Source organism: Streptomyces sp. NPDC091376, from assembly GCF_044757085.1.
Taxonomy (GTDB): domain Bacteria; phylum Actinomycetota; class Actinomycetes; order Streptomycetales; family Streptomycetaceae; genus Streptomyces; species Streptomyces pratisoli.
This window is the reverse complement of record NZ_JBIVUF010000013.1, coordinates 99,297-125,523: the sequence shown is the minus strand read 5'-3', so window position 1 is coordinate 125,523 and position 26,227 is coordinate 99,297. Positions and strand designations below refer to the sequence as shown.

Annotated in this window: 22 protein-coding genes; 6 read left to right on the top strand and 16 right to left on the bottom strand. The window is 72.5% G+C overall.

What is annotated here, in order from left to right; translation table 11 throughout:
- Positions 1-3 precede the first annotated feature (3 nt).
- From ACIQMR_RS26330 to ACIQMR_RS26300, 7 genes are all read right to left on the bottom strand, one after another.
- On the bottom strand, positions 4-2,403 hold the full coding sequence (locus ACIQMR_RS26330) for a glycoside hydrolase family 65 protein (RefSeq protein ID WP_401391946.1): 2,400 nt from the start codon (positions 2,401-2,403) through the stop codon (positions 4-6).
- Complete coding sequence (locus tag ACIQMR_RS26325) at positions 2,400-3,143, bottom strand: HAD family hydrolase (RefSeq protein ID WP_401391943.1); 744 nt, start codon at positions 3,141-3,143, stop codon at positions 2,400-2,402. Before ACIQMR_RS26325 ends, ACIQMR_RS26330 begins: the two co-directional genes overlap by 4 nt.
- 36 nt (positions 3,144-3,179) lie before the next feature.
- Complete coding sequence (gene zwf, locus ACIQMR_RS26320; RefSeq protein ID WP_401391940.1) at positions 3,180-4,634, bottom strand: glucose-6-phosphate dehydrogenase; 1,455 nt, start codon at positions 4,632-4,634, stop codon at positions 3,180-3,182.
- Between the two features lie 3 nt (positions 4,635-4,637).
- Positions 4,638-5,669, bottom strand: a complete 1,032-nt coding sequence (gene gnd / locus ACIQMR_RS26315) for a phosphogluconate dehydrogenase (NAD(+)-dependent, decarboxylating) (protein WP_401391937.1) — start codon at positions 5,667-5,669, stop codon at positions 4,638-4,640.
- A 30-nt stretch (positions 5,670-5,699) separates the two neighbouring features.
- On the bottom strand, positions 5,700-7,766 hold the full coding sequence (gene tkt / locus ACIQMR_RS26310) for a transketolase (RefSeq protein ID WP_401391934.1): 2,067 nt from the start codon (positions 7,764-7,766) through the stop codon (positions 5,700-5,702).
- Positions 7,767-7,987: 221 nt separating this feature from the next.
- The gene (locus ACIQMR_RS26305) at positions 7,988-8,842 is read right to left on the bottom strand and encodes a universal stress protein (protein WP_401391932.1); all 855 of its coding nucleotides are present in this window, start codon (positions 8,840-8,842) and stop codon (positions 7,988-7,990) included.
- Positions 8,843-9,007: 165 nt separating this feature from the next.
- Complete coding sequence (locus ACIQMR_RS26300) at positions 9,008-9,556, bottom strand: DUF1707 and FHA domain-containing protein (protein ID WP_401391929.1); 549 nt, start codon at positions 9,554-9,556, stop codon at positions 9,008-9,010.
- A gap of 273 nt (positions 9,557-9,829) precedes the next feature.
- Between ACIQMR_RS26300 and ACIQMR_RS26295 the strand changes: the two genes are divergently transcribed.
- On the top strand, positions 9,830-10,729 hold the full coding sequence (locus ACIQMR_RS26295) for a GNAT family N-acetyltransferase (protein ID WP_401391926.1): 900 nt from the start codon (positions 9,830-9,832) through the stop codon (positions 10,727-10,729).
- Positions 10,730-10,832: 103 nt separating this feature from the next.
- Complete coding sequence (locus tag ACIQMR_RS26290; protein WP_401391923.1) at positions 10,833-12,098, top strand: MFS transporter; 1,266 nt, start codon at positions 10,833-10,835, stop codon at positions 12,096-12,098.
- Here ACIQMR_RS26290 and ACIQMR_RS26285 read toward each other — a convergent pair.
- Entirely contained in the window at positions 12,087-13,625 is a 1,539-nt protein-coding gene (locus tag ACIQMR_RS26285) for a GH1 family beta-glucosidase (RefSeq protein WP_401391920.1), read from the bottom strand. The two genes, ACIQMR_RS26290 and ACIQMR_RS26285, sit on opposite strands and share 12 nt — an antisense overlap.
- A 114-nt stretch (positions 13,626-13,739) precedes the next feature.
- Here ACIQMR_RS26285 and treZ point away from each other — a divergent pair, with 114 nt between their 5' ends.
- The gene (gene treZ, locus ACIQMR_RS26280; protein WP_401391917.1) at positions 13,740-15,500 is read left to right on the top strand and encodes a malto-oligosyltrehalose trehalohydrolase; all 1,761 of its coding nucleotides are present in this window, start codon (positions 13,740-13,742) and stop codon (positions 15,498-15,500) included.
- Positions 15,501-15,592: 92 nt separating this feature from the next.
- Here the strand turns inward: treZ and ACIQMR_RS26275 are convergent, their stop codons facing one another.
- The 5 genes from ACIQMR_RS26275 to ACIQMR_RS26255 all read right to left on the bottom strand — a co-directional run bounded on the left by ACIQMR_RS26275 (position 15,593) and on the right by ACIQMR_RS26255 (position 22,093).
- A complete protein-coding gene (locus tag ACIQMR_RS26275) occupies positions 15,593-16,729 on the bottom strand; it encodes a M24 family metallopeptidase (RefSeq protein ID WP_401391915.1) in 1,137 nt (378 codons plus the stop codon).
- A gap of 128 nt (positions 16,730-16,857) precedes the next feature.
- Positions 16,858-17,817: a hypothetical protein gene (locus ACIQMR_RS26270; protein ID WP_401391912.1), complete on the bottom strand. Its 960-nt coding sequence runs from the start codon at positions 17,815-17,817 to the stop codon at positions 16,858-16,860.
- A 378-nt stretch (positions 17,818-18,195) separates the two neighbouring features.
- Entirely contained in the window at positions 18,196-20,478 is a 2,283-nt protein-coding gene (locus tag ACIQMR_RS26265) for an ABC transporter permease (protein WP_401391909.1), read from the bottom strand.
- The gene (locus ACIQMR_RS26260) at positions 20,475-21,167 is read right to left on the bottom strand and encodes an ABC transporter ATP-binding protein (RefSeq protein ID WP_401391906.1); all 693 of its coding nucleotides are present in this window, start codon (positions 21,165-21,167) and stop codon (positions 20,475-20,477) included. Before ACIQMR_RS26260 ends, ACIQMR_RS26265 begins: the two co-directional genes overlap by 4 nt.
- Positions 21,168-21,460: 293 nt before the next feature.
- Positions 21,461-22,093, bottom strand: a complete 633-nt coding sequence (locus ACIQMR_RS26255) for a nucleoside/nucleotide kinase family protein (RefSeq protein WP_401391903.1) — start codon at positions 22,091-22,093, stop codon at positions 21,461-21,463.
- An 80-nt stretch (positions 22,094-22,173) separates the two neighbouring features.
- Here ACIQMR_RS26255 and ACIQMR_RS26250 point away from each other — a divergent pair, with 80 nt between their 5' ends.
- The gene (locus ACIQMR_RS26250; RefSeq protein WP_401392264.1) at positions 22,174-22,563 is read left to right on the top strand and encodes a VOC family protein; all 390 of its coding nucleotides are present in this window, start codon (positions 22,174-22,176) and stop codon (positions 22,561-22,563) included.
- Between the two features lie 31 nt (positions 22,564-22,594).
- Here ACIQMR_RS26250 and ACIQMR_RS26245 read toward each other — a convergent pair whose 3' ends face one another.
- The gene (locus ACIQMR_RS26245; RefSeq protein WP_401391900.1) at positions 22,595-23,071 is read right to left on the bottom strand and encodes an ATP-binding protein; all 477 of its coding nucleotides are present in this window, start codon (positions 23,069-23,071) and stop codon (positions 22,595-22,597) included.
- Positions 23,072-23,187: 116 nt separating this feature from the next.
- On the opposite strand from ACIQMR_RS26245, the gene ACIQMR_RS26240 reads away from it, so the two are divergent.
- A complete protein-coding gene (locus ACIQMR_RS26240; RefSeq protein ID WP_401391897.1) occupies positions 23,188-24,036 on the top strand; it encodes a Scr1 family TA system antitoxin-like transcriptional regulator in 849 nt (282 codons plus the stop codon).
- Entirely contained in the window at positions 24,033-24,284 is a 252-nt protein-coding gene (locus ACIQMR_RS26235; protein WP_401391894.1) for a DUF397 domain-containing protein, read from the top strand. Before ACIQMR_RS26240 ends, ACIQMR_RS26235 begins: the two co-directional genes overlap by 4 nt.
- Before the next feature lie 42 nt (positions 24,285-24,326).
- Here the strand turns inward: ACIQMR_RS26235 and ACIQMR_RS26230 are convergent, their stop codons facing one another.
- Complete coding sequence (locus ACIQMR_RS26230; RefSeq protein ID WP_401391891.1) at positions 24,327-25,211, bottom strand: arginase family protein; 885 nt, start codon at positions 25,209-25,211, stop codon at positions 24,327-24,329.
- 137 nt (positions 25,212-25,348) lie between these two features.
- The gene (locus ACIQMR_RS26225) at positions 25,349-26,176 is read right to left on the bottom strand and encodes an alpha/beta fold hydrolase (RefSeq protein WP_401391888.1); all 828 of its coding nucleotides are present in this window, start codon (positions 26,174-26,176) and stop codon (positions 25,349-25,351) included.
- Positions 26,177-26,227: the final 51 nt, after the last annotated feature.

Here is a 26,227-nt window from a genome sequence, read left to right as displayed (position 1 = left end):
GGCTCAGTCGGTGTCCTCGTCGCCGTCGAAGGCCCCGGTGGGTGAGCGGTCGGCCGGGGGGCGGCCCTTGGGCTGCGAGGGTTCGGGCAGGACCCGCGGCGGGGGCAGGGGGCGCTCCACCGGCCGGTCCGCGGAGACGGTGAGCAGCTCGCCGTGGTGCAGGAGATGCAGCGGCTCGCCCTCCTCCAGAACGTAGCGGGCCGTGCTGCGGCGGATGTCCACCCGCAGCCTGCGCCCCCGTACCATCACGGTGAACTTCAGCCCGGACAGCTGCTCCGGCATCCGGGGGGCGAAGCCGAGCGGGCCGATCCCGCCGTCCTCGCTCTCGTGCTGGCGCATTCCGCCGAGCCCGAGCACCAGGGCCATCCAGGTGCCGGCGAGGGACGCGATGTGCAGCCCGTCGCGGGTGTTGTGCTCCAGGTTCTCCAGGTCCATCAGGGCCGCCTCGCCCAGATAGGCGTAGGCGAGGCGCAGATGCCCGGTCTCCGCGGCCATGACGGCCTGGCAGCACGCCGAGAGCGAGGAGTCCCGTACGGTCAGGGCCTCGTAGTAGGCGAAGTTGCGTGCCTTCTCCTCGGCCGTGAAGTCGTCCCCGCAGGTCACCATGGCGAAGACCAGGTCCGCCTGTTTGACGACCTGCTTGCGGTAGAGGTCGAAGTAGGGGAAGTGCAGCAGCAGCGGGTACTGCTCCGCCGAGGTGGCGGCGAAGTCCCAGTGCTGGAAGCCGGTGAAGCCGGCCGACTGCTCGTGCACGCCGAGTGCCGCGTTGTACGGCACCGCGATCCGGGCGGCGGCGTCCCGCCACGCGGCGGTCTCCTCGTCGTCGACGCCGAGTTCCTCGGCACGGTCGGGGTGGCGTGCCGCCAGCTCCGCGGCGGCCGTCAGGTTCCGGCGCGCCATCAGGTTGGTGTACAGGTTGTCCCGGGCGATGGCGCTGTACTCGTCGGGGCCGGTGACACCGTCGATGTGGAAGACGCCCTCGGGGTCGTGGTGGCCGAGCGAGTGCCACAACCGGGCGGTGTGCACGAGCAGTTCCAGTCCGGGTCCGCGTGCGAACGTCACATCGCCGGTGATGGCCACGTACCGCACCACGGCGTAGGCGATGTCGGCGTTGATGTGGAAGGCGGCCGTGCCGGCCGGCCAGTAGGCCGAGCACTCGGCGCCGCTGATGGTCCGCCAGGGGAACGCGGCTCCGGCGAGTCCGAGCTGGTGGGCGCGGTCGCGCGCCGCGGGCAGGGTGGCGTGCCGCCAGCGCAGCACCGGGGCGACGGACTGGGGCGCCGTGAAGGTCAGCAGGGGCAGGACGAAGGACTCCACGTCCCAGAACGAGTGCCCGTCGTAGCCGGTGCCGGTCAGGCCCTTGGCGGGGATGGCCCGTTCCTCGCTGCGGGCGGCCGCCTGCAGCACATGGAAGAGGGCGAAGCGCACGGCCTGCTGGATCTGCGCGTCGCCGTCGACCTCGACGTCCGCGCCGGACCAGAAGTGGTCCAGATAGGCCCGCTGTTCGGCGAGCAGTGCCTCCCAGCCCGTGCTCCGGGCGGCGGCGACGGCGCCGTCGACCTGGTCGCGCACCGCGGACAGGGACCTCTCGGCTGACCATCCGTACCCGACGAACTTCACCAGCCGCAGCCGCCGGCCGGGTTCGAGGGTCGAGGTGACCGTGAGCCTGCTGACGTCCGGCTCGCTCTCGGCGGACCAGGTCGTGCCCTCGGGTCCGTCGATCAGATGGTCGGCCGCGGCTCCGACCCGCTGGCCGCTGCGCCGGGTGCAGTGCACCAGACGCAGCCGGGTGTCCTGGGCGAAGTCCTCCTCCGGCACGAGCGGGCAGTCGATCGCGGCCGCGACGCGCGGGTCGCCCGTGTCATGGGGCATCTGCTCGTTCGCGACGAGCTCGGACTGGACGGCGACGGTGGTGCTGCCGTTGAGCGGCTCCACCTCGTAGGCGATCGCGGCGATCGCCCGCTGGGTGAACGACACCAGCCGCTCGGAGGTGATGCGTACGGAGAGGCCGGCGGGGGACGTCCAGTCGGCGGTGCGGCGCAGGACGCCGGTGCGGAAGTCCAGTACGCGCTCGTGGGCGGTGAGTTCGCCGTAGCGCAGGTCGCAGGGGTGGTCGTCGACGAGCAGCCGGATGATCTTGCCGTCGGTGATGTTGATCAGCGTCTCGCCGGACTCGGGGTAGCCGTACCCCGCCTCGGCGTACGGCAGCGGGTGCAGCTCGTGGACACCGTTGAGGTAGGCCCCGGGCAGTCCGTGGGGTTCGCCCTCGTCGAGGTTGCCGCGCCAGCCGATATGGCCGTTGGACAGGGCGAACACGGACTCGCTCTGGGAGAGGAGGTCGAGGTTCAGCTCGGTCTCGCGCAGGGACCACGGTTCGACCGCGTAACCGGAGTGGGTGATCATGGTGACTCCATCAGTTCGGCGAGGTCGGTCACGACGACGTCCGCGCCGTGCCGCCGCAGCTCCGCCGCCTGCCCGGTCCGGTCGACGCCCACCACCAGGCCGAACCGTCCGGCCCTTCCGGCCTCCACTCCGGCGAGCGCGTCCTCGAACACCGCCGCGTCGCCCGGTTCGGCGCCGAGCAAGCGGGCGGCGGCCAGATAGGTGTCCGGAGCGGGCTTGCCCCGCAGCCCCTGTTCCCTGACGACGACCCCGTCGATGCGTTCCTCGAAGAGGTCCTCGATGCCGGCGGCGGCCAGCACGTCCCGGCAGTTGGCGCTGGAGGAGACGACGGCGCGCCGCAGCCCCGCGTCCCTGGCGGCCCGGACGAAGGCCACCGAGCCCTCGTACGCTTCCACGCCGTCCTCGCGGATCATGCGGAGCACCAGGTCGTTCTTGCGGGTGCCGAGTCCGTTGACCGTCTCCGTCTCCGGCGGGTCGTCGGGGCCGCCCTCGGGCAGTTCGATGCCGCGCGAGGCGAGAAAGGTGCGGACCCCGTCCTCACGGGGCCGGCCGTCCACGTACTCGTCGTAGTCGTGGACGGCGTCGAACGGGACGAAGGGCACGCCCTCGCGCCCGGCTCGTTGCCGCAGATAGTCGTCGAACATCTCCTTCCACGCGGCCGCGTGCACCTTGGCGGTGCGCGTGAGGACGCCGTCGAGGTCGAACAGGCAGGTGCGGACGTGATCCGGAAGCCCCAGCATGCGGTCGAGGCTACTGATCCGGTGCGGTCACGGACGTCATTGACGGCCCGGCAGACTCCAGTGGTACGGCGAGATGAGCCGGTTGACGCGGTCAGGGCCCCAGGATCCGGGGGCATACGGTTCGACGGGCGGCGGGTCGTCCAGCAGCGGGGTGGACACCTCCCAGAGCCGTTCGATCCCGTCGGAGCGGGTGAACAGCGACTGGTCGCCCAGCATGGCGTCGAGGATGAGGCGCTCGTAGCCCTCCAGCGCGTGGATCGTGTTGAAGGACTCCGCGTAGCTGAAGACCATGTCGGCCTCGGACAGGCGCATGGCGGGGCCGGGGGCCTTGACGAGGAACCGGGCGGCGATCCGGCCGGGGTCGTCGAAGTCGATCACCAGCTCGTTGTTGCGGGCTCCGTGACCCCTCGCGGCCATCGGGAACATCCGCAGCGCGGGTTCGCGAAAGCCCAGGGTCACGACGTGTCTGCCCTCGGCGAGGGACTTGCCCGAGCGGAGGTAGAAGGGCACCCCGGCCCAGCGCCAGTTGTCGAGTTCGACGCGCAGCGCGACGAACGTCTCGGTGTCGGATCGGGGGTCGACGCCCGGCTCCTCGCGGTAGCCCGCGTACTGGCCGCGGACCACGTGCGCCGGGTCCAGGGGCCGCATGGACTGGAACACCTTCTCCTTCTCGTCCCGCAGCGGCTTCGCCGAGAGCGCCGTCGGCGGTTCCATCGCCACGAAGCCGAGGAGCTGGAAGAGATGGGTCACGATCATGTCGCGGAAGGTCCCGGTCCCTTCGAAGAACTGGGCGCGGCCCTCGATGCCGATCTTCTCCGGCACGTCGATCTGCACATGGCTGATGTGGTCGCGGTTCCAGACGGGTTCGAAGTAGCCGTTGGCGAACCGCAGGGCGAGGATGTTGTCGACCGACTCCTTGCCGAGGAAGTGGTCGATGCGGAAGACCTGGGACTCGTCGAAGACGGCGTGGATCGTCGCGTTGAGGGCCCGGGCCGAGGGGAGGTCCGTGCCGAAGGGCTTCTCCACGATGACACGCGCGTCCTCGGCGAGGCCGGTGGCGCCGAGGATCTCGATGACGGAGGCGAACGCCGCCGGCGGCACGGCGAGGTGGAACAGCCGGCGCGGGCTGCCGCCGACGGCGCGTTCGGCCTCGCCCACGGCGGCGAGGAGCGGCGCGGGATCGTCCGGGTCGGCCGCGCCGAAGGACAGCGCGTCCTCGAACTCCTGCCACACCTTGCCTTCGGGCTTGGAGCTGCCGAACTCGGCGACCGCCTCCCGGGCCCGTTTGCGGAACTCGTCGTCGCTGAGCGCCGACTGGGCCGGTGCGGAACCGACGATCCGGTAGCGGGCGGGCAGCAGCCCGGCCTTGGCCAGGTGGAACAGCCCCGGCAGGAGCTTGCGCCGGGCGAGGTCGCCGGTGGCGCCGAAGAGCACGATGACGTGGTCGTCGGGGACGGGTCCGTGGTGCGTGCTGTGGGAACGGCTGGTCACGGTTCACCCCGTCTTCTCGGCGTGGCCGCCGAACTCGCCACGCATCGCGGACAGCACCTTGTCGGTGAATTCGCCGAGCCCGCGCGACTCGTACCGCTGGGTCAGCGCGGCGCTGATGACGGGCGCCGGGACGCTCTCGTCGACGGCCGCCAGGACCGTCCAGCGGCCCTCGCCGGAGTCGGAGACCCGGCCGGTGTACGCGTCGAGCCCGGGTGAGCGGGCGAGGGCGTCGGCGACGAGGTCGACGAGCCAGGAGCCGACGACCGAGCCGCGCCGCCACACCTCGGCGACCTCGGCCACGTCGATCTCGTACCGGTACGCCTCCGGCTCGCGCAGCGGGGCCGTCTCGGCGTCGACGGAGCGTGAGCGCAGGCCCGCGTCGGCGTGCTTGATGATGCTGAGCCCCTCGGCGATGGCGGCCATCATCCCGTACTCGACACCGTTGTGGACCATCTTGACGAAGTGCCCGGCGCCGCTCGGGCCGCAGTGCAGATAGCCCTCGGGCGCGGTCCCGTCGGTGCGGGTCCTGCCGCGTGTCGGCTCCGCGTCGCCGGTGCCGGGGGCGATGGTGCGGAAGACCGGGTCCAGCCGTTCGACCGCCGCGTCGTCGCCGCCGATCATCAGGCAGTAGCCGCGCTCCAGGCCCCAGACGCCGCCGGAGGTCCCGCAGTCGACGTAGTGGATCCCGCTGGGGGCGAGCTGAGCGGCCCGGGCCATGTCGTCGCGGTAGTAGGAGTTACCGCCGTCGATGACGGTGTCGTCGGTGGCGAGCAGGGCCACCAGCTGGTCGAGCGTCGGCTGCACCACGCCGGCGGGCAGCATCAGCCAGACGTTCCTGGGCTGCTCCAGCTTGTCGACGAGGTCGTGGAGCGAGCTGGCCGCGGTCGCCCCCTCCTTCTCCAGCTCCCGTACGGCTTCGGAGTCCAGGTCGTAGACGACGCAGCGATGGCCGTCGGCCATCAGCCGGCGCACCAGGTTGGCGCCCATCCGGCCGAGTCCGACCATGCCGATCTGCATGGGTGAGTCAGTGGTCATGGCCGATCTCCCCGTTCCTCGAAGCGGTGTTCACGTCGTGGCCTCCTCGCGGGCGGCCGTGACCAGTTCGCGTGCGACCTGGGCCACCCGTTGCGGGGTGAATCCGAACTTCGTGAGCAGCTGTTTCAGGGGTGCCGAGGCACCGAACGTGTGCATGCCGATGAGGGCGCCGTGATCGCCCACGTAGCGGTCCCAGCCGAACGTGGAGGCCTGCTCGACGCCCACGCGCGCGGTCACCGACGGTGGCAGCACCTCGTCGCGGTACTGCTGCGGCTGACGGTCGAACAGCTCCCAGCACGGCATGCTGACCACCCGGACGCCGATGCCCTCGGCGGCGAGTTCCTCCCGCGCCGACAGCGCGAGGGCCACCTCGGACCCCGTGGCGAGCAGGATCACCTGCGGCTCGCCGGACGGTGCGTCGGCCAGGACGTAGGCGCCGCGGGCGACGCCCGAGGCGGGGGCGAGCCGGGTGCGGTCGAGCGTGGGAAGGGCCTGGCGGGAGAGGATCAGCGCCGCCGGCTCATGGCGCAGTCCGGCGACGACCCGCCAGGTCTCCACGACCTCGCCGGCGTCCGCGGGGCGGAAGACCAGCAGGCCGGGCATCGCCCGCAGTCCGGCGAGCTGTTCGACGGGCTGGTGGGTGGGGCCGTCCTCGCCGACGCCGATGGAGTCGTGGGTGAAGATGTGCACGACCGGGATCTCCATCAGCGCGGACAGCCGGATGGCCGCCTTCGCGTAGTCGGAGAAGATGAGGAAGCCCGACCAGTAGGGCCGCAGTTTCGTCAGCGCCATCCCGTTGGCCACGGCCGCCGAGGTGTGCTCCCGGATGCCCAGGTGGAGGTTGCGTCCGGTGGGCTCGTCCGGCTCGCAGTCCCCCGCACCGTCGAAGGTGAGGCGGGTCTTGGTCGACGGGGAGAGGTCGGCGGAGCCGCCGAGGAGCCAGGGCACGCTCTGCGCGAGGGCGTTCAGGACCTGTCCCGAGGAGTCGCGGGTGGCGAGGCCCTTGGGGTCGGCGGGGAACTCGGGCAGCGCCCGGTCCCAGCCGTCGGGCAGTTCCCTGCGCTGGATGCGTTCGAGCTCGTCGGCGAGAACGGGGTGGGCGGTGCGGTAGGCGTCGAAGCGCTTGTGCCAGGCGGTGCGCAGTTCGGCGCCGCGGGTGCCGATGCTCTGGGCGAACCGCTCGCGAACGGCGTCGGGGACCCAGAACTGCTCGTCCTCGGGGAGGCCGAAGAAGCGTTTGGCCGCCCGTACGCCGTCGGGTCCCAGCGGCGATCCATGGGCCTTCGGGGAGTCCTCGACGGGTGAGCCGTAGCCGATGTGGCTGTGCACGACGATGAGGGTGGGGCGTTCGTCCTCGGCGCGGAAGGTGTGGAAGGCACGCGTCACGGCGTCGAGGTCGTTGGCGTCGGCGACGGTGGTCACGTTCCAGCCGTAGGCGAGGAAGCGGGCGGCGACGTCCTCGGTGAAGGTGAGTTCGGTGTGGCCCTCGATGGTGATCCGGTTGGAGTCGTAGATCCAGCACAGATTGGCAAGCCGCTGGTGGCCGGCGAGGGACGCGGCCTCCGAGGAGACGCCCTCCATCATGCAGCCGTCCCCGGCGAGCGCGTACACGTCGAAGTCGAAGAGTGTGGCGTCCTCGCGGTTGTACCGTCCGGCGAGCCACCGGCCCGCCATGGCCATCCCCACGGACGTGGCGACGCCCTGGCCGAGCGGCCCGGTCGTGGTCTCGACGCCGCTCGTCCACCGGTACTCGGGATGGCCGGGACAGCGGGAGCCGAGCTGCCGGAACGACTTCAGGTCCTCCATGGTGACCGCGGGGCGGCCCAGCACCTCGTAGTCCGGGTCGACGGCGTGCACTCCGCTCAGATGCAGCAGGGACCACAGCAGCACCGAGGCGTGTCCCTCGGACAGCACGAACCGGTCCCGGTTGGGCCAGATCGGGTCCTGGGGGTCGAACCGCAGGAACCGCTGCCACAGCGTGCAGGCGACGGGGGCGATCCCCATCGGCGTGCCCGGGTGCCCGGACTCCGCCTGCTGGACGGCGTCCATGCACAGGCCACGAATGGTGTTCACCGACAGCGTGTCCAGGTCGGTCATGAGCACTCCCCGGTCTCGGCGGGCTCCGGCCCGCCCGGCGGACGGCGCACGGACGGCTCCCGGACACCGGCGGCCGGGCGCCGGCTCCGCGGCACGGGTGATCGTGCTGTCAGGGTGCCCGCGTGCGGTGCGCCGGGCCTCACCCGCCGCGGGTGAAATGCCCGCCGGGCCGCTTCGGCCGGCCCGCGGCCGGCTCCTGTCAGACGTGTGACGGACATGGGTCAGGCGTGGGGCACGACGGCCACGGGGCAGGGGGCGTGGTGCATCACGGCGTGGGTGACCGACCCGATGTGCGAGCCCTTGGCCGCGCGGCGCCTGCCCACGACGACGAGACGCGCGTCGCGGGCCGCGTCGACGAGGTGGTCGGCCGCCCGCCCGGGGGCCGACACCTCCGACACCTTGACCGCCGCGAACGTGTCCCGGAAGGGGCGTACCGCGCCCGACAGCGCGGCCGCGTCCGCGTCCGACCCCGCTGCGGCCTCGGCGGCCGCCTCGTGGCGGTGGAAGAACGGGGCGGGCCGGCTGTGGACGATGTGCAGCGGCAGGTCGTGCAGGGCCGCGTAGGCGAAGGCGAACTCCAGCAGCTCGTTCCTCATGTCGCGCACGTCGAGACCGAGGACGACCTTCCGGGAGTCCGCGCCGTCCGCGCCGTCCCGCCCACCCGGCCGGACCAGCACGACCGGGCCGGCGGCGTCGCCGACCACCTCCTGCCCGACCGAGCCGACGATGAAGCCGCCGACGCTGCCGAGGCCGTGCGACCCCATGACCAGCAGCTCCGCCTCGGAGCCCGCGGCGAGCAGCACCTTGGCCGGCGAGTCCTCGATCTCGTGCGAGGTCACCGTGAGGCCGGGCCTGCGGGCCCGTACGCGCTCCTCCACCGCGTCGAGGACACCCTCCGCCTCGTCGGCGCGGTCCTCGTGGGACACCTTCACGGCCTGCAGCTGGTGCTCCATCCACCGCGTGGCGTTCACCAGCCGCAGGGCGGTGCCGCGGCGTGCGGCCTCGTCGGCGGCCCAGTCCGCGGCCGCCAGACTCCCCTCGGAGCCGTCCACTCCCACGGCGATGGGTCGGGACATGCTGCTCTCCTTGCCTCGGGCTCTCGCGGAGGGCCGGTCGCGCGGGCCGTGTCACCGGCTGCCGCGTGGCAGGGCACCTGGTCAAGAAGCTACCCAGGAGGGAGGAAAGCCGCGATTCAGGGCATCACGCAGAGTCAGCCCCGGGTCGCGCCGAGAACGTCGGCCTCAGCGGGCGTCGAGGCGGAAACTCATGTGGCCGAAGCTCACCATGTCCCCGGCCTTGACCACGACCGAGCCGGTCACCCGGCGGCCGTTGACGGTGGTGCCGTTGGTCGAGCCGAGGTCGCGCAGCACCCACAGTCCGCCGCGCAGGGTCAGTTCGGCGTGCAGCCGCGACACCGTCTCATGGCTGAGCCGCAGCCCGTTGGCGGGGTCACGGCCGATGCGCAGGGGGTACGGTCCGGGCTCCGGCAGCAGCAGCGGGGGCAGCCGCTCGGCCTTCCAGGCGCGGCCGAGCCGCACGGAGAACGCGGAGATCCTGCCGACCGCGCCGAACAGCCGCTTCGACAGCCGTCCTTCGGTGTGCAGGTCCGCGGTGAGCGCCCGCAGTTCGTCGGGCCTGCGGGCGGCCAGGGCGAGTTCCATGCGCCGGACGAACGTGTCGTGCGACAGCCTCCCCTGGACCGCGCCCTCCCTGAGCATCCCGAGCACCCGGTCCCGCTCGGCGTCGGAAGGCCGCGCGGGATACGTCTGGAACTCGAAGGAGGACGTCACATTCGTGATTGTCGGGCCGAGTGCCCCGGGTGTCCAGAAGGACCGGTGAAGATCACTTCCGCCGTACGGCCGTCGTACGGCCACCGGTTGTACGGAGAATCCCCTGGACGGCACCGCCCGCGGCCCTCTAACGTGCTCCCGACGCCCGCGACGACGGCAGGAGGCGAGTGCAGTGCCGACCACACGAATCCCGCGCTCCCGCCCCGTCCGCCCGGCGTTCACCGTCTGACCGGGAGCGCATCAACACATGCGACGTCCCGGAGGACTTCCACCATGACCGCTGCGAACGGTCCCCTCATCCGCACGCTCCCGCTCTCCGAGAGCGACGCCCGTCTCTTCGACGCGCTGCCCGACCCGCTGGGTGTGGGCCGCGCGCTGTCCCGTGCCACGCACCGCCCCGACTGGAAGCGGATCGCGCTCCGCGACGGCAGGATCGTCGCGCGCGCCGCGTGGTGGGGCGCGACCGGTGACATGTCACCGGTCAATCTCAACTGGTTCGATGTCGCCGAGGGCGAGGAGGAAGCGGGCGCCGAACTGCTGCGCAGCTCCCCGTTCCGGGTCGAGTACGAACTGATCCTGCCCGCCGGCTGGCGCGAGGACCCGGTGCACCTGGCCGCCGCCGAAACACGGCTCCGCGCCGCCCGGGCGGCCGGGATGCGCGTCCTCGTGGAGCGGTTCCAGTACCGGTGGACGCCGGAGTGCGGGCTGCCGGAGCGGCCCGGACGCCTGGAGTTCCGGCCCGAGCCCGACGACACCGTGATCCTCGACGTCCTGCGCCGTGTCCATACGGGCACGCTGGACGCCCACGCGATCCGGGCGATCGCCGAAGGCGGCCTGGAGCAGGCCGCGCAGGAGGAGCTGGACTTCTTCCACTGGTGCCCCTCACCGCGCGAGTGGTGGCAGTTGGCGTACACCCCGCAGGGCGAGCTCGCCGGCGTGCACATCCCGGCGCACAACCCCTCGGGGCCGTGTGTCGGCTTCATCGGCGTCGTGCCGGAGCAGCGCGGCCGCGGTTACGCGTACGACCTGCTCGTGGAGTGCACGCGCTTCCTGGCCGAGCAGGGCGCCGAGTTCATCGCGGGCGCGACCGACCAGAGCAATGTCCCGATGGCGGCGAACTTCGCGAAGGCGGGGCACCCGGTGGTGCAGGAGAGGATCCATCTCACCTTCTGACGCGGGCTGTCGACCCGGCCGGCGCCCGTCCGGTTCCGGGTATTGATCCGGCCAGGGGGTGTCCGTAGGCTCCGGGCACCCCCGAGCGGACGGCGGCCGGCCGATGACGACGCAGGAGCTGCACTCGGAGCCGCGGGCGCGTGTCGGCGGCGGCTGGACATCGGCGCTCGCACTGGCCTGCCTCGGCCTGTACATGGCGTTCCTCACCCCGATCCAGGTGCTGCTCGCCGAGCAGATCGACGCCATCGACCCGGCGGGCAAGGAACTCGCTCTCGGCTGGGCCACCGGAACCGGCGCGCTCGTCGCCGTCGTCGCCAATCCGCTCGCCGGCGCCCTGTCCGACCGTACGGGCGGCCGCTTCGGCCGCCGCCGTCCGTGGATCCTGGGCGGCGCGGTGGCGGGTGCGGCCGGTCTCGCCGTGACGTCGGCGCAGACCACGGTCGTCGGGGTGACGCTCGGCTGGTGCCTGGCGCAGCTCGGGCTGAACGCGATGCTCGCCGGTACCAGCGCGGTGGTCCCGGACCAGGTCCCGGTCGGCCAGCGGGCGGCGGTCTCCGGCTGGATCGGGATCCCGCAGACCCTCGGTCTGGTCGTCGGCGCACTGCTGGTGACGATGGTGGTGACGTCGACGGCGGCGGGCTACCTGCTGCTGGCGCTCCTCGTCGTGCTGTGCGCGCTGCCGTTCGTCGTCCTCACCCGCGATCCCCGCGATCCCGGCGATCCCCGCGATCCCGGCGATCCCCGGGTGCCTCGCGAGGCACGCCGGGCACGGGTGCGCCCCGGGGACTTCCTCGTGAACCCGCGCACGCACCCGGACTTCGGCTGGGCCTGGCTGACGCGTTTCCTGGTGATGCTCGGCAACGCCATCGGCACGCTGTACCTGCTGTACTTCCTCAAGGACGCGGTGCGTCACCCGCATCCGGACGAGGGCGTGCTCGTCCTCACCCTGCTCTACACGGCGGGGGTCGTCGTGACGGCCGTCGCCGGCGGCGTCGTCTCGGACCGGTGGGGGCGGCGCAAGGTGCTGGTGTCGGTGAGTTCGGTGGTGATGGGCGCGGCGTCGCTGCTGCTGACGTTCTGGCACACCTGGCCGGTGGCCATGGCCGCCGCGCTGCTGCTGGGCCTCGGCTTCGGGGCGTACATCGCGGTGGACCAGGCGCTGATCACCCAGGTGCTGCCGAGTGCCGGGGACCGCGCCAAGGACCTGGGGCTCATCAACATCGCCAACTCGGCCCCCCAGGTCCTCGGTCCGGCCCTCGCCGCGCCGGTCGTGGCGTACGCGGGCGGATACGCCGGCCTCTATCTGACCTCCGCGCTCGTCACGGTCCTCGGCGGGATCCTGGTGTGGCGGATCCGCTCAGTCCCCTGACCCGGTGCTGGTCCCCGGGGCACGCTGGGCGCGGATGACGTCGCGGTACCACGCGTACGACGCCTTCGGGGTGCGCCGCAGCGTGACGTAGTCGATGTGGACGAGTCCGAAGCGCTGCGAGGCCCCCTCGGCCCATTCGATGTTGTCGGTCAGCGACCAGACGAAGTAGCCGCGTACGTCGACGCCTTCCTCGACCGCCCGGTGCAGGGCCCGCAGATGCCCGTCGAGGAACGCGATGCGGCGCGCGTCGTCGAGGCCCTCGTACGAGCAGCCGTTCTCGGTGATGTGGACGGGCGGGAGGCGGTCGCCGTAGCGCTGCCGGAGGCCGACGAGCAGTTCGCGCAGCCCGTCCGGGACGACGGGCCAGCCGAAGTGGGTGCGTTCGGCGCCGTCGATCTCCCGCAGTCCGAAGGGGAGTCCGTCGGGCATGCCGAGCCCGGCGTACGAGTCGAGGGCGTCGGGGGCGGGCGCGCCGACCAGCATCGGGCTGTAGTAGTTGACGCCGTACCAGTCGAGGGGCTGGGAGATCACGGCGAGGTCGTCGGCGACGGGTCCCGGCATCAGGTCGCCGAAGCCGTCGGGATAGCGGCCGGTCAGCAGCGGGTCGGCGAACAGCCGGTTGGTGAGGGTGTCGTAGATCTCCGCCCCGGAGCGGTCCTCGTCGCTGTCGCTCGCCGCGTGCACGGGCGAGTGGGAGACGGCGAGGCCGACGTCGCCGGCTCCGGCGGCGCGCAGCGCCTGGACGGCGAGGCCGTGGGCGAGCAGCTGGTGGTGGGCGGCGGGCAGGGCGTCGAAGAGGAGCTTTTTGCCGGGCGCGTGCTCGCCGAGCGCGTAGCCGAGCATCGTCACTTCGGCGGGCTCGTTGATGGTGATCCACATGGGGACGCGGTCGGCGAGACGTTCGGCGACGATGGCCGCGTACTCGGCGAACCGGGCGGCGGTGTCGCGGTTCAGCCAGCCGCCCGCCTCCTCCAGGGGCAGCGGGGTGTCCCAGTGGTAGAGGGTCGGGGCCGGGGTGATGCCGTGGGCGCACAACTCGTCGACGAGCCGGTCGTAGAAGCCGAGTCCCGCGGGGCTGGCCGGCCCGGTGCCGCCGGGGATCACCCGGGGCCAGCTGACGGAGAACCGGAAGGCCCCGGCGCCGAGTTGGGCGAGCAGGGCGACGTCCTCGCGGTAGCGCTCGTGGAAGCCGGTGCCGCGGGAGGCGTCGGCCCCGTCCTTGATGCGCCCGGGTTCGGCCGCGAAGGCGTCCCAGACAGAAGGGCCCTTGCCGTCGGTGCGGGCGGCGCCTTCGGTCTGGAACGCGGAGGCGGAGGCGCCCCACAGGAAGCCGGGAGGAAAGGCGGGTATCGAGGACGCGGCCGGCGATGTGGTGATGGACGTCGAGGGCGCGGCCGGCGACGTGGTGGACGCCGGGGTCGCGGCCGGCGATGTCGTGGTGGGCGGCTTCGCGGCGTGCGGTGTGCCGGTCGGCTCGGTCGCGGCCGAGGGCGGCGGGGACGGCGGTGTCGCGGAGGGCGGGGTCATGGCGGGGACCCTAGTACCCGTGAGTACGGCACCTGAAGACCGCGAAGTCGCCAGGATGGGTAGGAATGCCGCTGACGACGACATGGCGACGACATGACAGGGGATCGATCACCAGTGCTGTTCGAGGTATGGGCACCGCAGGCGCAGGACCGGGTCGACCTGTGGCTGGAGGGCACCGAACAGGAGATGGAGCGCGACCCGGCGCGGGAGGGCTGGTGGTCGGCCGAGGCGGAGGCGGGTGACGGGGCGCGGTACGGATTCCGGCTCGACGGCGGCCCGCTGCTGCCCGATCCGCGCTCGCGCCGTCAGCCCGACGGTCCGGACGGTACGAGCGCGGTGGTCGCTCCCGACGCGTACGTGTGGCGCAACGAGGGCCGGCAGGGCCGGGATCTCGCCGAAGCGGTCCTCTACGAGCTGCACATCGGCACCTACACGCCCGAGGGCACGCTGGACGCCGCGGCCGGCCGGCTCGGCGAGCTGGCCGGCCTGGGCGTCACCCATGTGGAGCTGATGCCCGTCTGTCCCTTCCCGGGGACGCACGGCTGGGGCTACGACGGTGTCTCCCCGTGGGCCGTGCACGAGCCGTACGGCGGCCCGGAGGCGCTGAAGCGCTTTGTCGACACGGCGCACGGTCTCGGTCTCGGCGTGGTCCTGGACGTCGTCCACAACCACCTGGGCCCGTCGGGCAATCATCTGCCCGCCTTCGGCCCGTACCTGACGGACACCCACCACACCCCCTGGGGCTCGGCGATCAACCTCGACGCGCCCGGCTCCGACGAGGTCCGCGCGTATCTGATCGGCAGCGCGCTGGCCTGGCTGCGCGACTACCGCGTCGACGGACTGCGGCTCGACGCCGTCCACGCGCTCGCCGACACGCGTGCGCTGACGTTCCTGGAGGAGCTGTCGGCGGCGGTCGACGCCTTCGCGGCGGACGTCCGGCGGCCGCTGTTCCTCATCGCCGAGTCCGATCTGTGCGATCCGCGTACGACCACGCCGCGCGAGGAGGGCGGGCTCGGTCTGCACGCCCAGTGGAACGACGACTTCCACCATGCCCTGCACACCGCCCTGACCGGGGAGTCCCAGGGCTACTACGCCGACTTCGCCCGCGCCCCGCTCGCCGCGCTCGCCAAGACCCTCGGGCACGTCTTCTTCCACGACGGTACGTACTCGACGTTCCGCGGCCGCACCCACGGCCGGCCCGTCGACCTCGTACGCACACCCGCGCACCGCTTCCTCGGCTACGCCCAGACCCACGACCAGATCGGCAACCGCGCCCTCGGCGACCGGCTCTCCGCGAGCCTCTCCCCCGGGCTGCTCGCCTGCGCCGCCGCGCTGGTGCTCACCGGACCGTCCACGCCGATGCTGTTCATGGGCGAGGAGTGGGGCGCCCGTACGCCCTGGCAGTTCTTCACCGAGCACACCGATCCGGGGCTGGCCGAGGCCGTACGGCAGGGCAGGCGGCGGGAGTTCGCCCTGTCCGGCTGGGACCCGCAGGACATCCCCGACCCGCAGGACCCGGCCACCCGTGACCGCTCCTGCCTGGACCGTTCCGAACGGACCCGCGAGCCCCACGCCCGCCTCCTCGCCTGGCATCGCGAACTGATCGCCCTGCGCCGCCGCGAGCCCGACCTCTGCGACCCGGACCTGGCGTCGGTCCGCGTCGCCTTCGACGAGGACGCCCGCTGGCTCGTCTTCCGCCGCGGCGATGTGCGCGTCGTCGTCAACCTCGGCAAGGAGCCCGCGTCGATCCCGCTCGGCGGTGGCGGCGCCCGGGCGGCGCGGGTCCTCGCGTCCTGGGACGCGGCCTCCCCGCCCGGGGCGGACGGAGTGCTGGACGTCGCCGGGGAGTCGTGTGTGGTGCTGGGCGACGGGTGAGACGCGAGGTACGGCTGCGTACGGGGGCGCCGCGGATCCCCGGGAAGCCGCCGGGAAACCCACGCGATGCCCCCGGGTGAGGGCGGTCGCGGCTACCGCACGATCGCCAGCTCGTGCGGGGTGTTGTTCAGCCGCCGCCCGCCGCTCTCCGTCACCGTCACGATGTCCTCGATCCGCACCCCGAAGCGCCCGGGCAGGTAGATCCCGGGCTCGACGGAGAAGCACATGCCCGCAACGAGCGGCCGCTCCTCCCCCTCGATCATGTACGGCGGTTCGTGCGTCGTGACGCCGATCCCGTGCCCGGTCCGGTGGATGAAGTACGCGCCGTACCCGGCGTCGTCGATCACCGCACGGGCCGCCCGGTCGACGTCCTGGCAGGCCGCGCCCGGCCGGACCGCCTCGAACCCGGCCTGCTGTGCCGCGCGCACGACGTCATGGACCCGCTGCTCCTCGGCGGACGGTTCGCCGACGTGGACGGTGCGGGTGGTGTCCGAGCCGTAGCCGTGCCGGAGGCCGCCGAAGTCGAGCACCACCATGTCGCCCTCGGCGATGACGCGGTCGCCGGCCTCGTGGTGCGGGTTGGCGCCGTTCGGGCCGGATCCGACGATCGTGAAGTCGACCTGCGAATGGCCGAAGCGCAGGAGCAGGGCGGCGAGGTCGGCCGCGATCTCGCTCTCCCTGCGTCCGGAGAAGCGGACCCCCAGGATCTCGCGGTACGCCTCGTCGGCGGCCGCGCCCGCGGCCTCAAGCCGGGCCAGCTCATGGGCGTCCTTGACCGCCCGGAGCATCGGCAGGGCGTCCGAGAGCGCGGTGTACGTCGTGCCGGGCAGTTCGCGCTGCATACCGAGCAGATGCATGGCCCAGGCGTTGTCGCTGATCCCGAAGCGGCCCCTGCCCTCGAGCAGCGCGGCGGTGACGGCGTACGGGTCCTTGCCGTCGGTCCAGTCGCGCAGCTTCAGCGCGGGCGCTCCGGGGGCGCGCCCGGCGTCGGGGGCTTCCAGCGACGGCACGACGAGGACGGGGTCCTGGCCCTCGACGAGCACCAGGACGGTGAGGCGCTCGGTCGTCACGGGCTGGTAGCCGGTGAGGTGGACGAGGTCGGGGCCGGGAGCCACGAGGAGGCCGCTGAGCCCGGCCTCGGCGGCCGACCGGGCGGCCCGGGCCATCCTGGCGCGGTAGTCGTCGGCGGTGAACGGCGTCGGCGGCGCGGGCTCGGCGGTGGTGGGCATGGGCTCCTCCTGCGGTCGGTCCTCGTCCTCGGTCACTGCGCTTCCCCGATCGGCCCGGACGGGCCCCTGGCCGGACGGCACCCGGTCCCCGCGGGTCCCCGGACCCGGACCCGGGCCCCATTACCGGCTCAGTCCTCCCCCGGCTGCTGCGCGACCAGCCGTTCCAGCAGATCCCGGAAGTCCTCGCCGACGACGATCCGCAGACCGTCGCCCTCCACGTCGCGGTCGCTGAGCTGGGTCAGCGTCCCGGCCCGCCACCAGTAGACGTACGGCGTGATCGCCCCGGGTGTGTCCGCGTAACCGGAAGCGGCGAACGCGGCCATGGCGTTGAGGGACGGGATGACACCGGCGTCGCGGATGACGTGGAAGGCGAGCTGGTGCCGGAACGGCAGCGCGACCAGCGCCCCGTCCGCGGTGATGTGCTGCCCGGTCACCTGACGGACGAGCGCGTCCAGGACCAGGACCCGGCTCGCCGTGTAGAAGGAGTCGCCGACGACCACGTCGAAGCTCATGCCTCCGGCGTCCTCGATGGTCTCGTGGCCCTCGACCGGCAGTCCGCGCAGGTTGGCCATCGCCAGATCCCGCAGTCCCGGCACGTCCCCGAGCGGCTCGAGCGCGTCGTCCGTGAGCATCATGACGCTCTCGGGGAGGTCGAGGGCGAGAACCTCGCTGAGTCCCGGGGCGAGCGCTCTGGCGTACCGGAACGTGTCCCGGTCGAGGCCGTCCGTGCCGATCACCCGGGGGTAGAGCTGGGCCCGGATCTGGTCGGCCGGGAGGGTGTCCAGCGCGGACGGGGCGTCCATGGTGCGCAGCACCAGGCCCACGTGTCCGCGGATGACGTCGGGCCAGACGCGGGGGCCGCGCTGGTCGTTGTGGCACACCGCGGCGAGGTTGCCGAGCCCGAACTGCCGTCCGGAGCTGTCGGCGACGACATCGGCGTAGACGGTGACCTCCAGGCCCTGTTCGGCGAACGCCTCCCGGACCTGGCCGCGGAAGCGTGCGCCCTCGTCCACCGAGAAGAAGGCGAACTCCGCGTCCCGGGGCGCGTCGTCCCCGTCACGCTTCGGCCCTCGCCGGAACAGCCCCACGTCGGCCCCCGCTCATCGTCTTCCTCTTGTGTGCACTCAGGTTTCGAGCCTACCGACCGCACCGCCGCCCCCGCTCTCCAGGTGTTCGCGTCCGGCGATGACGGCGGCTTGATCCATCCGGACGTCCGATGAGCGCCTGCCGGTCGCCTGGGCGGCCCGCGCCGGGGGTCACTGGTGGCCCCCGGTGGCCGCTGGTGGCGCTGGCGGCCGCCCGAGGACCTCGGTGGCGCAGGCGAGAACCCCGGCCGGGTGCGTGCACGTACCCCTCGTGCCCGACCGGCCGGCCCGTGCCCTCATGGGGTCCGCCGATCCGCGGGCCCGCGGATCCCGCCGGCCCGCGCCCGGGGGCCCGGTGCCGGATCGGCGAGGGGACGCCGGTCAGTCGCGGCGGATCAGCTCCGGGTCGATGCGCCGTCCGGCCAACGGCAGCGTTCCCGCGATCGCCACGGCCACGACGCCCGCCGCCGCGAGCGCGAGCAAGGGCGTGCCGGCGAAGTCCCAGTAGACGGCGCTGCCTCCGGTGATCAGATAGCTGGACTCGGCGAGCTTGCCCGTCACCAGTGCCAGGGCGAGTCCGATACTCAGCGGCAGCACGACCTGGACGCACTGAACGGTCCGCACCGTGCGCGCCCGGGCACCGATCAGCATGATGGCGGTGACCTGCGGACGGCGTTCCACCGCACGGTCGGTCGCGGCGACGACGAAGGCCGCCACTCCGATGACCAGGCCCATGATCATGCCGACCGCCAGCAATGTCTCGATGACGGCGATCTGTTCGAGTCCCTGGATGTTCACCCCGATCAGTTCGATCTCGGCGATCGGGGCGAGGGCCGCGATGCCGTCGAGGACCTCGCGCACCCGGTCCGGTTCCGAGCTGCTGGTGAGCACCATCTGCGCGGAGTGCGGCCGGGCGCCGGCGGGCAGGGCGGACGGTGGTACGAGCAGGACGGCGCTGCCGACGGCGGACGCCGGGTACGCGCTGTAGACGATCCGTTCGGAGGGGAGCGTGACGTTCAGCGTCTTCGCCTTGCCGGCGCCGAAGCGGTAGGGGAACGGGGTGCCCGGCGTCAGGTCGGACCCGACGCTCGAATTGGGGTCGACGAGCCGCATCACCGTGCCGTCCCGGCAGCCCTCGGCACGCCTGACCATCCTTTCCAGCTGGTCGCACGTGGCAATCAGCGCGGTGGCCTGTTCCTGGAGCGTGCCGTCCAGCTTCTCGAGGTCGATCCAGGAATCCATCGTCACGGCGTGTGCGCGGACGCCCTCGACGCCGGCGAGGCCGCGTTGCTGCTCGGGTGTGAGCGAGGCCAGGGGTACGGAGTAGTCCTGCACGGGAGCGGAGGGCCGGGTGACCTGCTCCAGCTGGATCAGCACGCCCTGGGCGAGCGAAGCCGCGAACACGAGGAGGACGAGTCCGGTGACCACGCGCATGGTGCTGCCCGGCTCCACCTCGTTGCGGCGCATCGCCAGATTCAGGGTGAGCGACCGGGTGCTCCGCGCCACCCGGCGTGCGAGGGCGTGGGAGAGCAGGGGCAGGGTGAGCACCAGCCCGAGACCCGTGAGCAGGATGCCGACGGGAATGAGGAACGCGTTGGGGCCGATGCTGTCGGCAGGGCGGTCGGTCAGACCGGTGGCGCAGTAGCCGGTGACGATGCCGAGGCCGGTCACGAGGAGGAGAGCGCCCCACTTGGCGGGGCGCCTGGGCACTGCGGTACGCCGTACCGCCAGCGGATCGGCGGCTGCCTCGCGCGCACCGGCCCGGCCGACCAACCAGGCGAGAGCCGGGCAGCCGATCAGGCAGACGGCGACGGTTGTCGCGGACAGCGCGCCGTCCTCGGGGTACCACCGCAGACTGGCGAGGCCGGTGCGGGAGATCATCTGGTTGAGGAGCCGGCTTTCGCCGAGGCCGAACAGGGCGCCGAGCAGCGCCGCGACGACGGTCTCCGCGGCGTTGACCCGGTGTATGCCTCGCGTACTCACTCCGAGCAGCCGCAGGGACGCGAGCCGCCGGGCCCTTGCGGCGGCGGACAGCCGAGCGCAGACGGACAGGAAGATGCCGAGGGGGAGCAGGACGAGCGAACCCAGCGCGAAGCGGAGGGTGGTGAGGGTGGAGGGTTCGACGGCGGGGAAGGGAGCGTAGTCGTATCCGAAGCCCTTCAGGGCACGGCCCTCGTCGGCGATGCGGTCACGCGTGGTGCCGACATAGGCGAACAGTTCGTCGGGATGGGCGAGCCCTGTGGCGCCGATCAGGCCCGTCTCGCGGCCCGGCAGCAGTCCCTTGACGGCAGGCTGCTCTCGGAGCAGGTCGTGCACCCGTGGGGAGACGAACACCTCACCCGGGCCGGGCAGTTCGTCCAGCCCCGGCGGGGTGCTGTCCGAACCCTCGGTCCCCTTGGCGACGAAGACCCGGTTGAACGTCACGGAACCGTAGGGGTCCGCGCGCTGGAGGACCAGCGTGGAACCCGCCGGCTGCGCAGAGGTGGTCCGGGGTTCTCGTGCGGCCGCACGCGTGTCGTGTGCGTCCAGGATCTGCGGGATGGTGAGGACGAGCGCCAGGCAGCAGACGCCGAGGGAACCGCCGGCGGCCATCAGGAAGAACCGTATGCGGTTGCCGCGGCCGGCGCCGAACAGCAGACGCAGACCGAGCAGGAACTCCTTCACACCGGCCTCCGCGGAGTGAGGACGCCGTCGGACATCGTGTAGTGCGTGTCGGCCTGCGCGGCGACCGCCTGGTCGTGCGTGACGATGATGACGGCGGTGTCCTGCGAACGTGCCAGACTCAGGAACTCCTCCAGTACGGCCGAGGCGTTCGCGCTGTCCAGCGATCCGGTCGGTTCGTCGGCGAAGACGACCGCCGGCCGGTGAACGAGGGCCCGTGCGACGGCGACGCGCTGGCTCTGTCCGCCCGACACCTGGGAAGGGCGCCGTTCACGCAGGTCGCCGAGTCCGAGCCGGTCGAGTACCTGCCCCGCGGCGGCGAGCGCGGGCTTCTTGCGCCGGCCGGCCAGGCGCAGCGGCAGGGCGGTGTTCTCCTCGATGGTCAGTTCGGGCAGCAACTCGCCGTACTGGAAGACGAAACCGAACCGCTCGCGGCGCAGTGTGCTGATCTCGTCGTCGGTGAGGTCCCCGAGTGCCCGGTTCTCGAACCGGACCTGTCCGCGGGCGACGGGCAGCACGCCCGCGAGGGCGTACAGCAAGGACGACTTGCCCGATCCGCTCTGCCCGGTGATGGCCACGACCTCGCCCCGGGCGACCGAGAGATCGGCGCCGCTGACGGCCAACTGTGTGCCGTAGGAGAGGTCGACACCCGTGGCACAGAGGATTTCTGACGTGCTGATGGCTTCCCCCAAGAAGCGAGCGGGCCCAGGTGTGCACCCCTGGGCCCGTCCTTACTCATCTACGGAGCTTGCCCTCCACTCGAACGCGCCGTGGTCCGAGCCCGCCGGGTGGAACGTGTCCTGACCGCTCGTGAACGATGCTCCGCCGGTCTTCAGCGTCGGAATGTCGGGGCTGCGCAGGAATGTAGCATGATCATGAAAGTGGTGAACGCACATTTGTTCGCATCCCGAGCGGCTGCCGGAAGCGCACCTCCGCCGCGGCAGGGGCCCGCGGGGGCGGGCGGCAGGGGACGGACGCGGCACGTTCAGGCGCCGGTCTCCATCCGCACGGTGAGGTGGGCGCGGTGCCGGCCGTGGGACACGACGCGGGCGTTGGGCTCGTCGGAGTCCCTGACCCAGCGCTCGGCGTACGGACGGTCCTTGCCGAAGCGGACGTGCCGGTCGACGAGGCGGGGTACGCGTACCGCGTCGGACAGTTCCAGGTACCACGCCTCGTCGAGGAGGGCGCGGATCCCCGCCCAGGGGCCCTCGTCGTGCAGCAGGTAGTTGCCCTCGGTGATGACGAGCGGGACGTCCGGGCCGACGGCGATGCTCCCGGCGACCGGCTCCTCCAGTGTCCGGTCGAAGGCGGGCGCGTACACCGCCGCACCCGCCTGCGGCGCGCGCAGACGGGCGAGCAGCGCCGCGTACCCGGCGGCGTCGAACGTGTCGGGCGCGCCCTTGCGTGAAGCCCGCCCGAGCCGTACCAGCTCGGCCTGAGCCAGGTGGAACCCGTCCATGGGGACGAGTACGGCGCTGCCGCCCAGCCGTCCCACGAGCTCCTCCGCGAGCGTCGACTTGCCGGCCCCGGGCGGGCCGGCGATCCCGAGGACACGGCGCGTGCCGGGGCGGGCGAGGTGCCGGGCGCGGTCGGTGAGCTGCTCGATCGACGGGTCCATGCGAGGCATTGTGGGGCACGGCGGCCGGGCGGCCCCGGCGGTGCCGCCTCGGGGATACTGATCCGATGACCGAACACCCCCTGCCCCGCATCGCCCTGATCACCCTCGTCGTCCGCGACTACGACGAGGCCATCGCCTTCTACCGCGACGCCCTCGGCTTCACGCTCGTCGAGGACACCGACCGCGGCGACGGCTCGCGCTGGGTGGTCGTACGCCCCGCCGGGGGCGGCGGCACCGATCTGCTGCTCGCCCGCGCGAGCGGCGAGGCGCAGCTGGCCGGCGTCGGCAACCAGGCCGGCGGCCGCGTCGGCTTCTTCCTCCACACCGACGACTTCGCCCGCGACCACGCGCGGATGACGGCGGCCGGGGTCCGCTTCCTGGAGGAGCCGCGCCACGAGCCGTACGGCTCGGTCGCCGTCTTCGAGGACCTGTACGGCAACCGCTGGGACCTGCTCCAGCCCACGGAGTAGCCCGGCGTCGGCGCAGCCGTCTGTCGAACGCTCACCGCGGCAGGTCGAGTTCGGCGCGCACGGTCTTCCCGACCGGTACGCGGTCGAGGACCGACCACCGGTCGGCGAGCGCGGCGACGAGCACCAGGCCCCGGCCGGTCTCCGCGTCACCGGCCTCGTCCACCGGGAGGGCTGTCGCCCCGGGCCGGGGCGGGCGGCGCTCACCCCGCGTATCCGACACATCGACGGTGAGCGTCCCCGGGGCGAGCGTGAGCCTCAGCTCGAAGTCCCGCCCCGGTACGCGGCCGTGCGTCACCGCGTTCGCCGCCAGTTCGGCGACCAGCACGGCCGCGGTCTCGGACACCTCCGTCCCGTGCGGGACGCCCCAGGAGTGGAGCTGGTGGAGCGCGAGATGCCGGGCGAGCCGGGCGCCGCGCGGTGTGGAGCTGAAGCGCTGCGTGAACACACGTACGGTGACGGGCGGTTGGGGCGCGGCGGTGGCGGTCGGTGGGGTGGCCGGTGCGGTCATGAACCCCAATCTGACGGCCTTACCAGGGGTTTCTCCAGGGGGACACCGCGTACGCTGTGTCAGCGTACGCGCACTGCCGGTGGACGGTACGCGTCACCATCCGTGACCATGGTCCGATGGCGATGACGGACACCGGCGGAGCCGGTACGAACGCGACGGAGCCGGAGTCCTCGGACAGTCTCAGGACGTTCGGCGCGGTGGTCCAGGCGTTACGCGAGCACGCGGGCCTCAGCCGCGGCGACTTCGCCCCGCTGGTGGGGTACTCCAAGCACACGGTGGCCTCGATCGAGCTGGGCCGCCGGATGCCGGACGACGACTTCGTGGAGCGGGCGGAGGCGGCGCTCGGGAACACGGGGGCACTGCGGCGGGCGGCACAGCATCTCTCGCGCCGGCCGGGGCTGGCGGCGTGGTTCCGGAGGTGGGCGCGGCTGGAGGCGGTGGCGAGCAGTCTCTACACGTATGAATGCCGGTTGATTCCGGGCTTGTTGCAGACGGAGGCCTACGCCCGGAAGCTGTTCGTCAACCAGCTCCCGCCGCTGGGGGACGAGCAGATCGAAGCGCAGATGGCAGCTCGGCTGGAACGGCAGCGGCTGCTGCGGGAGCGCCCGAACACGGCGTTCAGCTTCATCCTCGAAGAGCATCTGTTCTTGCGGCGGATGGGCGGTACGCAAGTCACACGCGAACTGGTCGACCACATCCTGGATCTGGCCGAGCTGCGGAACATCGAGCTCCAGGTCGTGCCGCTGATGCGGGAGAACCATGCGGGGCTGGACGGCCCGATGCAGCTGCTGGAGACCCAGGAGAACAGGTGGTTCGGCTACTGCGAGGGACAGCGCGGAGGCCACTTCGTCTCCGACCCCAAAGAGATCAGTGTGCTCCAGATGCGGTATGCCAGGATGCGCTCACAGGCTCTTACCCTGGAGGACTCCCTGAGCCTGCTGCGGCGGATGCGAGGAGCGCTATGAGCAACAGCACCACAGAACTGGCCTGGTTCAAGAGCAGCTACAGCGGTGGCTCCGGCGACGACTGTGTGGAGGTCGCGCTCTCCTGGCACAAGTCCTCCTACAGCAGCGGCGGTGACGGCGACTGCGTCGAGGTCGCCACCTGCCCCACCACCGTCCACGTCCGCGACTCCAAGGCCACGCAGGGCCCACAGCTCGCCCTCTCCCCCGCCGCCTGGACGGACTTCGTCTCATACGCCATCCAGCACTGACGCTCACAAACCGTGAGGCGCCGAACGGCTCGGCGACCGGCGTCAGGCCATGGCCGCCAGCCCCCGGTGCAGGCACTCGGTGAGGCGGGCCGCGATGCTGCCGTCGGGGTCGAGCCGTGGGTTGAAGATCGTGACGTCCAGGCCGGTGGCCCGCTCGTCGGCCAGTGCGGTCCGCAGCACGCTCTCCAGTTCCGCCCAGGTCAGTCCGTCGGGCTGGCGGTAGTCGACGGCCGGCATGACCGCGTCGTCCAGGACGTCGACGTCCAGGTGGACCCAGTACCCGGCGCTCCCCCCGGCTGTGAGCCGGCCGACCGCGTCGCGGGCCGCCTCGGCGGCGCCCGCCGCTCGCACGGCATCGAGGTCGACCGCGTGCAGCCGCGGCGGGAGCGGCTGCATGCCGGCCTCCGCGGATTCGGCGGAGTCGCGGAAGCCGAACGCGACGGCGTCCTCGTCCCGCAGCAGCGGTCCCCGGCCTTCGAGGTCGGTGAGGATGCCCGGGCCGCGGCCCGTGACCAGGGCGAGGTCCATGGAGGCCGCCTCGCCCAGCGGCTCGGCCGACGGCTGGTAGAAGTCCGTGTGACCGTCCAGGAAGAGCAGGCCGTGGCGTCCGCGGCGGCGCAGGGCGAGGAGGTTGCCGAGCAGGATGCTGCAGTCACCGCCGAGGACCAGCGGGAACCCGCCTCGGTCGAGGACGTCGCCGACCGCGTCGGCGAGCATGACGGAGTAGCGCGCGATGGCGGCGGGATTGAGGACACCGCTGTCGGGGTCCCGCTCGGGATCGTATGCCGGGGCCTCCAGGCGGAGGCCCCGTACCGCCCCCGGATGGCCGAGGAGCCCGGCGTCGAGGAGGGCCGTCGGCAGGTCCTGCACGCCGGACGGCCGCAGACCGAGCACCGACGGTGCCTCGATGATCGCCACTTCCCGCACGCCCGGACTCCTCACGTCGGCACGCCCTCGCGGCTCCTGGGGCTCCGAGGGCCTGAACAGGCCCATCGTGCCGCAGAGCGGATCGCGGGTGCGCCCCACCGCACCGCGAGGTCACACCGTGAGGTCACATTGCACGGTCACACCGTGGGGTCACCGTTACGGCGGCCCTCGGTCCTCGCCACCCGGTGCCCTTCGCCCGCGGCGGCCCGCAGGAGGACCTCCACCAGTTCGTCCGGCGCGGAGAGCATCGGCCAGTGGCCGGTAGCGAGTTCGAAGAAGCCCCAGCGCGGCTCGGCGAGCTGCGCGAAGAGCGGGTTGCCCGTCGCCACCAGGGCTTCGACCCCGGCGATGTCCATCGCGGCGCCGACCGTGCAGAAGACGCCCGTCATGGGCAGCTCGTCCACCACGTCCGTGAACCGGACCGGCTGGGTGAGCGTGCGCACCGGCTGGGGTGCGGCAAGCCGCGCGAGCCGGGCGAGGGCCTCTTCGGAGACGCCCGCGAGGTTCCCCCACTGCCGCCATTCCTCCGTCGTGGGCGCGGGCACCCGCCAGCCGTCCTCGGCCCGGGCGGGCATGCTCAGCATCCGGTCGCGGACGGGACCTTCCGGCATCTGTTCGCGGACCTGGTCCAGCATGGAGAGGCCGTCGCGCGGCAGGGGCGCGTCCACGTACACGATCCGGGCGGTCCGGTCCGGGCGTCTGCCGGCGGCACCGAGCACCGGGTAGATCCCGTAGCAGTGACCGACGAGGACGACCTCCGGCTCGTCGGCGTGGTCGATGAGCTGCACCACGTCCTCGACATGGGTGTCCATGTCCGTTCCGGGTCCGGCGAGATGGCGGCGCTCCCCCAGGCCGGTCAGGGTCGCCGGGTGCACCCCCGCTCCCGACTCCCGCAGCCCGGCGGCCACCTCCCGCCAGATCCATCCTCCGGTGTGGCCTCCCGACACCAGCACGAACTCCGACATCAACGCCTCCTCGACCAGGGCGGGTTGGGCCCGGCCGGCCCCCCGTGGGCC